Origin of the sequence: Dehalobacter sp. TeCB1 (genome assembly GCF_001707455.1) — a bacterium.
Taxonomy (GTDB): Bacteria; Bacillota; Desulfitobacteriia; order Desulfitobacteriales; family Syntrophobotulaceae; genus Dehalobacter; species Dehalobacter restrictus.
In genome coordinates, this window is the sequence record NZ_MCHF01000002.1 from 97,646 (window position 1) to 110,346 (window position 12,701).

The 12,701-nt window shown below is 43.6% G+C and carries 15 protein-coding genes; 11 read left to right on the plus strand and 4 right to left on the minus strand.

Features of this window, described 5'->3' with window-relative positions; genetic code table 11:
* Positions 1-38 precede the first annotated feature (38 nt).
* Positions 39-896: a Ku protein gene (locus tag A7D23_RS00460; RefSeq protein ID WP_019225627.1), complete on the minus strand. Its 858-nt coding sequence runs from the start codon at positions 894-896 to the stop codon at positions 39-41.
* A gap of 283 nt (positions 897-1,179) precedes the next feature.
* Between A7D23_RS00460 and A7D23_RS00465 the strand changes: the two genes are divergently transcribed.
* Complete coding sequence (locus A7D23_RS00465; RefSeq protein ID WP_019225626.1) at positions 1,180-2,133, plus strand: nitronate monooxygenase; 954 nt, start codon at positions 1,180-1,182, stop codon at positions 2,131-2,133.
* Between the two features lie 41 nt (positions 2,134-2,174).
* Here A7D23_RS00465 and A7D23_RS00470 read toward each other — a convergent pair whose 3' ends face one another.
* The gene (locus A7D23_RS00470) at positions 2,175-2,399 is read right to left on the minus strand and encodes an alpha/beta-type small acid-soluble spore protein (protein WP_025205380.1); all 225 of its coding nucleotides are present in this window, start codon (positions 2,397-2,399) and stop codon (positions 2,175-2,177) included.
* A gap of 370 nt (positions 2,400-2,769) precedes the next feature.
* Here A7D23_RS00470 and A7D23_RS00480 point away from each other — a divergent pair, with 370 nt between their 5' ends.
* From A7D23_RS00480 to A7D23_RS00510, 7 genes are all read left to right on the plus strand, one after another.
* On the plus strand, positions 2,770-3,432 hold the full coding sequence (locus A7D23_RS00480; protein WP_019225623.1) for a C40 family peptidase: 663 nt from the start codon (positions 2,770-2,772) through the stop codon (positions 3,430-3,432).
* A gap of 183 nt (positions 3,433-3,615) precedes the next feature.
* Entirely contained in the window at positions 3,616-5,208 is a 1,593-nt protein-coding gene (gene serA / locus A7D23_RS00485) for a phosphoglycerate dehydrogenase (RefSeq protein ID WP_019225622.1), read from the plus strand.
* A 12-nt stretch (positions 5,209-5,220) separates the two neighbouring features.
* Positions 5,221-6,060, plus strand: coding sequence for a TIM barrel protein (locus A7D23_RS00490; RefSeq protein WP_019225621.1), 840 nt, complete (start codon positions 5,221-5,223; stop codon positions 6,058-6,060).
* Positions 6,061-6,404: 344 nt separating this feature from the next.
* Positions 6,405-7,154 carry a hypothetical protein gene (locus A7D23_RS00495; RefSeq protein ID WP_019225620.1) on the plus strand — a complete coding sequence of 250 codons (750 nt, stop codon included), beginning with the start codon at positions 6,405-6,407 and terminating at the stop codon, positions 7,152-7,154.
* A 258-nt stretch (positions 7,155-7,412) separates the two neighbouring features.
* Positions 7,413-7,829 carry a hypothetical protein gene (locus tag A7D23_RS00500; RefSeq protein ID WP_019225619.1) on the plus strand — a complete coding sequence of 139 codons (417 nt, stop codon included), beginning with the start codon at positions 7,413-7,415 and terminating at the stop codon, positions 7,827-7,829.
* Positions 7,830-8,314: 485 nt separating this feature from the next.
* Positions 8,315-8,524 (plus strand): helix-turn-helix transcriptional regulator, encoded by a 210-nt coding sequence (locus tag A7D23_RS00505; protein WP_019225618.1) that lies wholly within the window; start codon positions 8,315-8,317, stop codon positions 8,522-8,524.
* The gene (locus tag A7D23_RS00510) at positions 8,517-8,993 is read left to right on the plus strand and encodes a DUF6773 family protein (protein ID WP_019225617.1); all 477 of its coding nucleotides are present in this window, start codon (positions 8,517-8,519) and stop codon (positions 8,991-8,993) included. The genes A7D23_RS00505 and A7D23_RS00510 overlap by 8 nt, the downstream gene beginning before the upstream one ends.
* A 27-nt stretch (positions 8,994-9,020) precedes the next feature.
* On the opposite strand, the gene A7D23_RS00515 is transcribed toward A7D23_RS00510, so the two are convergent.
* Positions 9,021-9,485, minus strand: coding sequence for a HicB family protein (locus A7D23_RS00515; protein ID WP_025205388.1), 465 nt, complete (start codon positions 9,483-9,485; stop codon positions 9,021-9,023).
* Positions 9,486-9,498: 13 nt separating this feature from the next.
* On the minus strand, positions 9,499-10,440 hold the full coding sequence (locus A7D23_RS00520) for a DUF3102 domain-containing protein (RefSeq protein ID WP_019225615.1): 942 nt from the start codon (positions 10,438-10,440) through the stop codon (positions 9,499-9,501).
* A 208-nt stretch (positions 10,441-10,648) separates the two neighbouring features.
* Between A7D23_RS00520 and A7D23_RS00525 the strand changes: the two genes are divergently transcribed.
* From A7D23_RS00525 to dprA, 3 genes are all read left to right on the plus strand, one after another.
* Positions 10,649-10,873, plus strand: a complete 225-nt coding sequence (locus A7D23_RS00525; RefSeq protein WP_019225614.1) for a DUF1659 domain-containing protein — start codon at positions 10,649-10,651, stop codon at positions 10,871-10,873.
* Between the two features lie 78 nt (positions 10,874-10,951).
* Complete coding sequence (locus tag A7D23_RS00530) at positions 10,952-11,200, plus strand: DUF2922 domain-containing protein (RefSeq protein WP_019225613.1); 249 nt, start codon at positions 10,952-10,954, stop codon at positions 11,198-11,200.
* 215 nt (positions 11,201-11,415) lie between these two features.
* Complete coding sequence (gene dprA / locus A7D23_RS00535; protein ID WP_019225612.1) at positions 11,416-12,543, plus strand: DNA-processing protein DprA; 1,128 nt, start codon at positions 11,416-11,418, stop codon at positions 12,541-12,543.
* Positions 12,544-12,701 lie beyond the last annotated feature (158 nt).

Sequence of the window (12,701 nt, forward strand, 5' to 3'; positions counted from 1 at the left end):
GGATAGATTAATATGTTTATTTTAGAGTTGACAAGGTACTAGCTTGCGGTTGTCTTTTTCTCTTCCTGGGCATCAGTATCCGGGTTGGTTTTTTCTGCAGTCTTTGTTTTGCCCCTGGAAGGTTTCTTCTTGGTTTCTTTTAAACTGGCCTGAAGGGCTTCCATCAAGTCAATGACATTACGGTGGGGCGCTTCAGGTGCGACTTCTATTTCCCTGCCTTCAATCTTTTTGTTGATCAGCTCTCTCAGTGCTTCCCGGTAATTATCCTTATATTTTTCCGGCTCGAATGGTGCAGTTAAGTTGGTAATCAGCTGGGTCGCGATATCAAGCTCTTTTTCGTTGACACCCTGCTGCTCGCTGATTCCCGGTACCTCGCTGACGGGTCTTATTTCATCTGGATAGAAAATGGTTTCCAGGACCAGGACCTTATTGTAAACCCTTAAGGCAGCCAGCGTCTGTTTATTGCGGATAGTCATTTTAGCCAGGGCAATTTTGCCGGTATCATTCATGGACTGTCGCAGGAGATGATAGGCTTTGCCGCCGGTATCCTGCGGTGCTAGGTAATAGGATTTGTCGTAATAAATCGGATCAATTTCTGCAAGATTAATAAAATCAAGGATTTCAATTGACTTCTCTTCCACTTCAGATTTTAAGGCAATAAGATCTGTCTCATTGATAATAATAAAATGACCGGTTTCATATTCGTACCCACGAACGATTTCCTCTTCTTTTACTTCTTTGTTACATGTCGGACAATGCTTTTCATACTTAAGAGGGGTACTGCACTCCTTATGGATGTATCTGAAATGGATGTCCTTCTCTTCGGTAGCAGCAAACATTTTGATGGGAATATTGACCAAACCAAAACTTATGGAACCTTTCCACATTGTATGCATCCTGTTCAGCCCTCCATTTTTCAGATATAGGTAGTATGAACATTACGCGGTAAAAATATGAAAAAGCCTGATGTTGGTGGAACAGACAGAAAGAGCATGTATAGCGCTGAGTAATGAACTTGAATAGTGGCTCAAAAAGAGGTAGAATCAAAGAGAAAATTACTTTGAATATCAAAATAATTTGAAATTTGAAAATTAATTAATGAAGAAAACTGTTAGAAAGAATTAATGTTTGCAAAAATTATTCAAGAAATTGTTGAAGAAATTATTGGAGGGCTGTATTTTGAAGTTACCTGTGTTAAGAGTAGGAGGTCTGATCCCGAAGTATCCGATCATCCAGGGCGGGATGGCTATTAGAATTTCCACTTTTCAGCTGGCTGCGGCTGTGGCCAACGCTGGTGGAATAGGGATTATTGCTGCGACGTCTTTGGATGAAACTGAGTTAAAAGGTGAAATCAGGAAGGCCAGGGAGAAATCCAAAGGAATCATCGGAATAAATATTATGTTTGCAGCAACGCGTTTCAAAGAACTTGTCTGCGCTGCGTTGGAAGAAGGCATTGACCTGATTATCCAGGGAGCCGGTTTTTCCAGGGATATTTTTCGCTGGTGCGCTGAGGCAAAAACCCCTTTAGTCCCGATTGTATCGACGGCCAAGCTTGCCAGGATTTCTGAAAGCTTGGGAGCGGCAGCGGTCGTAGTAGAAGGGAAAGAAGCGGGAGGACATCTCGGAACAGATCAGTCCATGAGAATTCTTGTTCCTGAGGTCAAGGCGGCTATTTCTATCCCGGTCATTGCGGCAGGAGGCATTGTGGATACGGGAGATTTACAGGAGGCGTTTAGCCTTGGTGCTGACGGCGTGCAAATGGGGATCCGTTTTGCAGCCAGTGAAGAGGCGAACGGAGCACCGGCCCTCAAAGAAGCTTATCTGAGAGCAACGGCAGAAGATATTGTCATCATTCAAAGTCCCGTCGGGCTGCCCGGGAGAGCAATCCGAAATAAATTTACAGATGAAATCCTTTCGGGGAAAGTAAAATCCCCACAAATATGTGAGGGCTGTTTAAAAAAATGCACAGCAACTTTTTGCATAAAGGAGGCCTTGATCAATGCTCAACAGGGTAATTTGGATCAGGGACTGATTTTTTCAGGACAATATATTGAAAAGATAACTGAAATCCTACCTGCAGGGAAAATGATCAGTGATTTGGTTAAAGAATATGAGGAAATTGAGGAAATGTGATCATTTAAAGAAGAGGATGGAAACCATCCTCTTGATCAGTACTAGAGTCTTCCACCGTTGTTCACCATGTTACTTTCGGCAAATTCAATCATCTTTTTAACCATATTTCCACCGATTTTTCCGCCAATTTGACCGCCAATCCGGCCGGCATCCCTTGATGTGATGTCTCCGTTATATCCCTTGTTTAACTGGATGCCCAATTCATTGGCTACTTCATATTTGGCGTTGTTCAGATACTGCGCATATTCCTGCGGTCCGCTGTTCATGATACCCAACTCCTTGGAAACTTCATATTTTAGTTGATTCAAATCAGAATTTGATTTTCTCCCCAAACTAAATCACCTCTTTATATTTTTCTTATTTTAGTTTGTTCAATTCTACAACACAAATACGATGAAATGTTTTGCTATTCAGGCAAAAAAATGACAAATCTTTTTATGAGGAAGAATTACAGAAGAAGATAAAACAATGAAGAAAATAAAACAAAGGAAAAAAATGCAAAAAATATAAGAATGATATGAATGTGCAGACAACCTTTTTCTTTGCCTGGCCGGATAAAAAGCATAATCCATCTCCTTACTGCATAAAAAAATGATATAGACTGTCTGGATTTTATTTGGAAAGGAGTTTCGAATCATGCAAGTTGCGCTCCCTTTGGCAGAATCCAATCAGCCCACCTTCGTTCCAAAACAGGTGATTGGCCTAACAGCACTTCTACTGGCCGGAACTGCCGTAGTCCCCTCAAATCCTTATGCCCTGCAGGAAATTGCCTCCTTGCGTACTAAGATTACGGCAGCTCCTGCTAAAACGGTTGACGAAAGCCCTATGCAGACCGACAATATTAGAATCATGGAGGAAAAAGCTGGCGAGAGCAGCTTTTCTTGTGTAAATGTCAGTACCCTTTCCCTCATAGAAGCAAGCAAAGAAAAAGCAGAAATTCAGGCCGGTATCGTAGCTTCGGTACTAAACTGGAATGGGACTGCCTATAAATGGGGCGGCCGGTCGAGATCCGGTGTCGACTGTTCAGGGCTGGTTCAAAGAGTATTTCTTGAGAATGGAATTCAACTTCCAAGGACATCGTATGAACAATTCAGAGAGGGGGTCGGAATACCCAAAACAAGATTAGAACCTGGTGATCTGATCTTTTTTCATACCAACGGAGCCGGAGCAAGTCATGTTGGAATCTATCTCGGTGATAACAAGTTTATTTCTGCGGCCAAGCATTGCGTTCAGGTTTCTTCACTGGATGAACGTTACTGGGCGGAGCATTACCGGGGCAGCAGAAGAGTGATCGCATGACACTGAGGACAGTCAGCTGCCAAGTATGTTGATTCAAAAGACGGATTCTTGACAGAAGAATCAATAAACTCTATAATCAAAATAACCTAAAATTTAGGCAAATCGCTGCAAGGGAAGGTATTACCTCTCGTCTCCATGGGGATGGGAGGTTTAGTTTATTTCAGATACTGGGGGTAGAGTCAGATGAAGATTTTGGTGAATAACAAAGTGGCAGAGGCTGGAATTCAACTGCTGCGTGAAGAACATGACGTGGATACATATTGTACATTATCTCAGGAAGAACTGATCAAAATGATTCCGAAATATGATGCTCTGGTCATCAGAGGCGATACGATTGTCAGCAGTGAAGTCATTGAAGCCGGCAGGAATTTGAAAGTAATCGGAAGGGCTGGTCTGGAAGTTGAGCATATCGATATTCAGGCAGCCACAAAGCAGGGGATTGTTGTCCTGAATGCCCCTCAGGGCAACAGTGCTTCTTCCATTGAATATACCATCGGGATGATCCTGGCTCTGGCCAGAAGGATTCCTCAGGCTTATTCCTCTGTCAAGCGCGGAGAGTGGCAAAGACAGAAGTTCCTAGGAATGGAGCTGAAAGAAAAGGTCTTGGGCATCATCGGCCTGGGGCGGGTCGGCATGGGCGTGGCCAAGCGGGCCAAAGCGTTCGATATGAAAGTGATTGCCTATGACCCGTTTTTAAGTGATGATAAAGGCAGAGAGCTGGGGATTGAGCTGGTGGATCTGGATGAGATCTTAAGTAAAGCAGATTACCTGACACTGCATATTCCGGCGACAGTTGACACGCGCAATCTGCTGAATAAAGATGCGTTTTCCAAAATGAAAAAGGGCATCAAGATTATTAACTGTGCCAGAGGCGGAATCATTGATGAGGAAGCTTTGATCTGGGCACTGCAGGAAGAGATTGTGTCCGGGGCAGCTTTGGATGCGTTTGCTGAAGAACCTCTTCAGCCAGATCATCCGCTGGTGAAGATGGAGAATGTGGTCTGCACTCCCAGGATTGCCTCCCGGACGCAGGAAGCTGAAAACGAGGTTGCGGTTTGCGCAGCCCGCGGCGTGCTCGCTGCGCTGAGATCCGAACCGGTTTCAACTTCACTGAATATTCCGCCTGTATCAAGAGATGTCATGAATATGATCAAGCCTTACCTTCACTTGATGCAAAAAATGTGTGTTCTGGCTGTCAAACTGACTGAAGGAAGAATAAAAAACATTGAAGTCCGCTATAATGGAGATATCAGCACTGCGGATACCAAAATGCTGACGTTGGCAGCCATAAAAGAGGTCTTAAATCCAATCCTTCAGGAAGAGGTCAATATTGTCAACGCGCCTGAAGTTGCGAAAGAACGCGGCATAACCGTCAAGGAGATCAAAAGCAAAGAGGCACAAAGCTTTGTTGATCTGATCAGCATTACCGTTAAAACTGATTTGACTGAGCATAAGGTAGCAAGTACGCTTTTCGGCAAAAGTGAACAGCGGATTGTGGAGATCGACGATTTCAGGGTTGAAATAGATCCTTCGGGATGGTTCCTGCTTATCTCACATGAGGATTATCCGGGAATGATCGGCAAAGTCGGGACTGTATTGGGTGAGCATAACATCAACATTACCAGTATGCAGGTTGGCAAAATCAGTTCCATGAGCAGAAACATTATGATTGTTGGTATTCAAACCGAAGCCGATTCGGAAGTCATCGGCAAATTGAAAGAGATTAAGGGAACCGAAAATGTTGAAGAGATTTTCTTCAATAAATATCTGTCCTAAGGGGAGATCGGCATGAGCATCAAGTTTGGCACGGCCGGAGTGCCTTTGTCTTCCGCGGAAACATCCACCGAGGCCGGAATCCTAAGAATCAGGGAACTTGGAATGGATGCGATGGAAGTCGAGTTCGTTCACGGGGTCAGAATGAAGGAAGATAAAGCGTTAAAGACCGGGGGAACTGCGAAAAAAGAACGCGTATCCCTGTCTTGTCATGCGCCTTACTATATCAACCTGAACTCCAGTGAAACGGAAAAAATTGAGGCAAGCAAAACAAGGATTATTCATACTGCCAGGATTGGCAGGATACTTGGGGCCGGAAGCATCGTCTTTCATCCGGCATTTTATTCCGGGGATACTTCGGCTACCGTCTTAGCCAGAGTAGTCAAAGAACTCAGCGATGTCCGGCAGGAACTTGATCAGGAAGGCAATCAAGTCATCCTGAGGCCTGAAACGACAGGCAAACCCTCCCAGTTTGGCGATCTCGGTGAAACGATCAAAATAGCGCAGGAGGTTCCGGGTGTATTGCCCTGTATTGATTTCAGCCATCTGCATGCCAGAGCCAATGGTCAATTCAATAGCTATGACGAGTTCTGCGCGATTCTTGAGCAGACAGCCGAAGGGCTTGGTGAGAAGTGGACAAGCAATGCGCATTTCCATATTTCCGGGATTGAATATGGTCCGAAAGGCGAAAAGAGACATCTCGTTTTGCAGGAAGCTGACCTGAAATACCGGGAAATCCTTAAAGCCTGCCTGAGCTTTGGCATCCAGGGAACCGTGATTTGTGAAAGTCCGAAGCTTGAGGAGGATGCTCTGATCCTGCAAAAGACCTATCAGGAGCTAAAGGCGGAGCATTAACGAAGAATTTATTTGACCGTTTTGATAGGCTTAATTGCTTATAGGCAGACATATTGAAGAACAGAACTTAGGACGCTTACAGCCGTTTAGGGTATCCCCTGGACGGCTGTATTGTTTTGTTCACCTGCATATTGTTTTTTGAATCCAGGTTAATGTATTCTTTTGGACTTATGCAGAATACCACTATGATGATCAAATTTTGTTGAAAATAGATAAATAAGCGCAATAGCATTTACATATATTTGATAATATGGCAATATATGAGATATTGATATTTATTGGAGGTGATATATGTAATATTAAAGAATTTAATCAAAAAGCAATTTTTTAAGGAGGAGAATAAAATGTTTAAAGCAAAAAGGATGTTATGTCTTGTTCTGAGCTTATTAATGTTGATTTGTTTTACTATACCGGTTTATGCAATCGAGTCAACAAATAAAGTTATTCAACTTTCGCCAGATGCACAAACAGAAAAAATACTGGATAATGTTGAATTAATTATTAACACAGACAGTGCAACGTTAACTGTAAAGGATCATAAAGAGAAAGATGCAGGGCTAGAATCTTATACCGTTACCATTGACAAAGAAAATAATACGTATAAAGCTAGGAAAGCAACAGGTAAAGAATTAGAAAAAATTACAAGCACAATTGAAAGGAACAGTCCTTCTTCTAAGTCTTGTTTATCCAGTCGAGGATCATATTCTTTAAGAGTTGCTGCAACAACATTTGATCCTCCTGGGTATGTTCTATGCCAAACTTATAATGAGTTATATTGGTATAATGAAGGGACTACTAGTTATTTACAAAGCAGATATGAAGACTATTATGCGGCTAATCCATCACCTCCTGGTACACATTGGTACTGTAATGGTCTTTATTGGACAGGCTTAAGTCAGGGGGTGCCTTCAGTAACTAGCTCAAATACTGCTGATTTTTATAACTGGGACTTCATGTTACCTAATTATGCAACATATGTAAACCATAGCATAACTTGTCAAGGTGGTTGGAATGGGAGTGCTTATTATACGGCTTCAACTACAAGGAGTGGAGAGGATTATTTTTTATTAAGCTTTAATTACACGACATATTAACTTTGGGTTTAATTGATGTATCTAAATATTTTACCAAAAACCTTCATTTATTGGAGGTTTTTGAATATAAACAATTGTTTAATTAATATTTCTTTCGGATTCAGCATTGAGTAAACTGATCGTAACAGAGTTGTTAAAACCGTGGTCTTGAATCATAAGAAAATTATTTGATTCAATGTCGGCTATTCACGACAATATTGGAGTATAATCAATTAACATTTTTTTATTTTTCTTTTCAATTTACGAGGAGGTAAGTCTATGAAGTTTCCCTCTTATCGAATACAAAGTAATTATTATCAGAAAGTTGGAGCTTTATTTGGAATTTGTGGCTCGGTAATATCTATTACATTATGGGTATTTATTATCTTTTTTGCGAAAGGACAACATACTTCGAAGCTATACATAATAACCCAAATTCTACCTGGGATTGTAGGGATAGTATCTTCTGTTTTGAAAAAAGTATGGCCTTTAATCATAGTATTCTTAATCTTATTGCCATTAGGTTTATACATGACAATGACCCCTAGTATTTTTAGGTATTTTGGATTAGCTCTAGCTTTTTATCTGTTCTCGATTATATTACTATTGGCTGGAAATAGGATAAGAAAGAAAAAGTTACCTGAATTTGAAGATCAAGATATCGTAATAGAACAAAATAACGATGATATTCATTAGAAATCTTGACTTAGGGAAATAATGTAATTCCGACTATACCGCACCCCGTTGTCAAGACACATTTTGAAAATCTAAGGGAACACTGATTTAATCGACTGTGTCGCAGAAGAATAGTAAATTCAGGCGGAGGTGTTAGCAAATAATTTAATAAACCTAATTATCAAAATCAACTAACCGATGAAAGCATACACTATAGATCAGTACCAGATGTTTCATTTTTTGGTGATGCCTCTAAAGGTGTAACTATATATTGCAGTAAATACGTAACAGTGAAAGTTATGCAGCGTCCCCTTTGGCGTTTACGGATGGCCTAATGCTGCGGCCATGGATGCTTTTGCAATGTTTTGCTCCTTACAGCGTCTTACATGGAATGAGTCCACTAGGACCAGTTTGAATACAGCCGATGTCATACTGCACATTAATAATTGTAATGTATATTTGACATTTATTAATATATATATTATTCTTATCTTGGAGGCGATGACATGGGTAGAAACATTAAAATCAAGGTTGCCCGCGCGGAGCTGGATATGACACAAAAGGCTCTGGCAGAGCAAGTTGGAATATCAAGGCAAACGATGAACGCCATCGAACAGGGCGAATATAATCCGACGATCAAGCTGTGCCGCGCCATCTGCAAAGCGCTGGGGAAAAGCCTGGATGAACTGTTTGGAGAGGAGAATGAAAATGCCTAAAAACCTTCTGGATGAAATGCAGGAACAAAGATTACTGAAAATAGAGCATTACGGTGTATGGTTTTGCTTTTGGGCGCTGGGGGTGGCAATCATTGTTCAACAATTGTTGGGTTTGCCGTTTGTCCAATATGCTGGGGAGATGATCATTTTCACGATCCTTGCTGTGTATCTGCTGGTTAGCTGCCTGAAAGCGGGGATATGGGACCGTCATTTGCGGCCCACGCTCAAAACGAACCTGATCATCAGCACGATTACGGCGATCGTGTTCAGCTCGGTAGTGACAGTCATGAAATATATCAGATATGAGGCTTGTCGCGAAAACCTATTTCTAACGTTGGGGATATTTGTCATTATAGCTGTTCAACTCTTTATTTTATGCTTTATCGCCTTGTGGCTGACCAGCCGCATTTATAAGAAAAGAAGAAATTGCTTGGAGGATAACTGCGAAATAGAGAAAAATGATCGATGAAATTACAGCCCGTAGATAGATTGTAAATTAAAACGACCCGTCTTCATTCCCGAACACTTCAGATAAATCATGAGCGTTTTCAGGCAGCATGTCAATCCCCAGCTTTTCCCTCAATACCTCCCGCATGTTCTGCACAGACATCGGCTCGTCTTTTTTCCCTAATTGGAAAAGCCAGCTGGGAAACCCGATGACTTTTCTGGCGAATTTTGGGCCGAACATTCTCCGGTACTCCGGCAGACCGGCCGCTACCTGAACAACGACAGCGTCCGCCGCGATTTCCCAGCCTGAAGTATCTGAAGCTTCTGGGATGTGCTCATACGCTTTGTCCATCCTATATAAATGATACTCCAGCCTGGGACCGGCCCAGTAATAGGCCTGGATAAAATCCTCTGCTTCGAAGCCGCAACCCGGCAAGTCCGGGAAAATAACCATATATTTGCCACTTATTTTATCTGGCTCAATAATGGCCGGGAAAACATATTTGCTCTTCATCTTCCACCATTCTTTACTGCGCATCTCCGCCGGGGTGAGCTTGCCTGCTCCACGTCTCGTCTTTAAGCCATACATTTAGAAGATCGTGAACTTTATTCTTATAAATGATGTACGCCTCCTTGTCACTAGGGGCGATCTGGAGCAGCTTATGCTTTACTTCCTTCATGGTTTGATCCAAGTTTTCACAGAGGAAGGCGATATGGTTGGCCCTGACTTTGAGCGACGTATTAATAAAGTTTGTTTTCATTCGCTCGTAGCCCTTGGCGGCTGAGCTTTTTTGGAGCGATTCCAGCGAATCATTCAGCTGTCTGGCCGTTTTAGCGAGTTCTTCTTTGGACGTCTTGACGTTCTCCAATTGGACCTTTAGATTGGCGAGTTCCGCTGTCAGCCCGGTGATGATACCGCTTTGGTCTTCCAATGCTTTCTGGAGATCTGTGTTCTCCTGCAGGGCTAGGTCTTTTTCCTGTAAGGCCTGGTCTTTTTCTTGCCGGGCCTGCGTCCGTTCCTTGACCGCTTTTCTGAGTTCCTGATTCGTCATGCCTTCGACATCCAGATCGACGATGAATTGCGCCCGTTCCTCCTTCGGGATACCTAAAAGAAGCACCGCCTGGCTGTAGTTCAAATTCGGATCCGGATCCGAATTTGAGGAGGTAAGCTGTCCGGCTCCGTACTCTGTGAAGATACGCATCAGTTTATTGGCCCGGCTCTGGGAGAAATCGACCGACTCCTCCAGCCACTTGCCCCATTCTCCATGCTTAAGCAGGCCCTTGGCCTCCGTCAGCCGCCTTCCAATCTCGACAGCGGCGGCAAGGTAGATCCTCTCCGTCTGGTATTTGATCATGTTAATTTCAGCCGCAATGACATGCGGCGTGCGTTCGCTGATGATATCTGTTGCTGTATTAGATACTGGATTAGTTACTGAATTAGTTATTGGATTAGTTACTGGATCAGTCATGATATCCACACTCCTTGGGGCTGATTTCACTCATAGGATACGTGGCCAGGCTTAAAAGTGTGACAAGCTCAGTCGTCAGACTTTTTATTTTAGGAAAGTACCTTTTTTATTTCCCCAAATCTTTAACATTGGACAATCTTTCTCATAGTATATAAGGTCGGGAACGAACAAGCCCGGCTTATCATACTGTTGAAGGGAGGGATGAACCATGGCAGTGACAGAAATAACGTTGGATTCGATCGTGTCAACAAAATACCAAACCGGGACTTTGCCGGCAGGCGGCCCGGTGACCCAGAAGAAAAGCCTGAATTATGTGAAGCCTACTGCCACGAGTCAAGACATCTATGATGTTGTAGCGGCTCTATCCAGTCTGAGCCAGTATCCGCTGCTGAATGTTGTGCTCAGCAAAAACTGGGAGCTTACGAATGAATAAGCAGCGGGAAATCTATCTGAAAGACTAGCTAGCTAAAGTGTGAATGCCAAGGCGATTGTCAAGGCAAATCTTTAGGAGGTGATTGAAATCGCGATTATTACAAGCAAGGTGTTAAAGCTAACGTTTCTTACCACCGGCGGCAAATCCTTCATTATTTCCGTCCCCCAGCCGAGGGAGAACCTGACGCTGGCTGAGGCCCAAACCGTGATGGAAACGGTTATAGCTAAAAATATAATTAACAGCTCCAGCGGTGAACTGGCCGCGATACGGGATATACGGGTGATTGACATGACTACTAACGATCTATACGATCCACCGGTAGCGTAAGCAATTTACCCATAGAAAAGGAGGCGCCTTTTGAACTGTACCCAGTTCTTAAGGCGCTGCCCCTTTCTTCGTTCTCTTCATTCCCAAACATCCCAGATAAATCATGAGCGGCCAACTTACCCTCGTTGATATCCTGGATGGACAAAATGATACAAAATGAATGCTTTAGGCAGGAAAAATATGGAATATGTAGAATCGCTGTTGTTGGAGGGATCATGATGAGGATAATTCAGGAAAAAATCTTTCGAGCAAGTATTTTGACCATTTCAGGGATAGGTAGTCAAAGACTGCGTCAGCTGATAGCCTATTTTGGGAGTGCTGCTGAAGCTCTGGAAGCGCCTGCCGGTGCTTTTTCCGAGTTAGTCCATCTCGTTTGGGTGCAAGAATTTCTGCAGCACAGAGCAGAACTTGATCCTGGAGCGTTTCAGGAAAGACTTCGGAGGGAAGGTATATCCTTGGTTATGCCGGGAGAGTCAGCGTACCCATATTTACTGGCCGAGTGTCCGGATGCGCCTGCCGTGTTGTTTTACAAAGGTGTGCTTCAGGCTCAGCAGGAGGGAATAGCGGTAGTGGGTGCGAGAAAGGCTTCATCCTATGGCAAAGCGGCGGCATCTTTTTTAGCCGGCGGGATTGCCGGAGAAGGTTATGCTGTGGTCAGTGGTCTGGCCCGAGGCATTGACACGGCGGCGCATCAAGGGGCGCTTGAAGCTGGTGGAATCACGTGGGCCTTTATGGCCGGAGGACTCGATACGATCTATCCACACGAAAATACGAAGCTCGCAAATTCCATCATTGAAAAAGGCGCACTATTAAGTGAGTATCCACCGGGTATTCCGCCCGAGCCAGGACAGTTTCCGGCCAGGAACAGGCTGATCAGCGGTTCGTCCCGCGGCGTCATTGTGGTCGAAGCAGCTGAAAAAAGTGGCGCGCTGATTACAGCTGACTGTGCCCTGGAACAGGGACGGGAGGTGTACGCTGTTCCAGGTCCGATCTTCAGCGAGCTAAGCCGGGGAACACATCAGCTGCTGCGGATGGGCGCAAAAGTAACGGAGGACATGAGGGATGTACTGAGCGAACTGGCTCCGTTCACACCCGAAAGCAGGCTAGCAGAAGTTCCAGCATGTCTAGAAGGAATGACTCGGGTAAGGTCTAAGGGAATGATGCAAACAGAATCGAAATGGGCTGAAATCCTGGGGTGCTTAAGCGATGTCCCGCTGCATATTGACCGGTTGGCTGTCTTATGCCGGCTTCCGGCTCAGGACATTGCACTGGGACTGCTGGAGCTCCAGCTTGCCGGAGAGATTTTGCAGCTGCCAGGCCAGCATTATGTCCTTCAACGTTAAAAATGCTATTCATTTTTATAATATTTTGTTTTACCATTGTGGTTTTGAAAATAAATGGTATAATTTGTGTTGCTATTTTTTTTAAGGGTTAAATCAGAAACGATGCATAGGATTAAGGAAGATAAATTCGTAATATTAATCAAATTTTAAACAATATA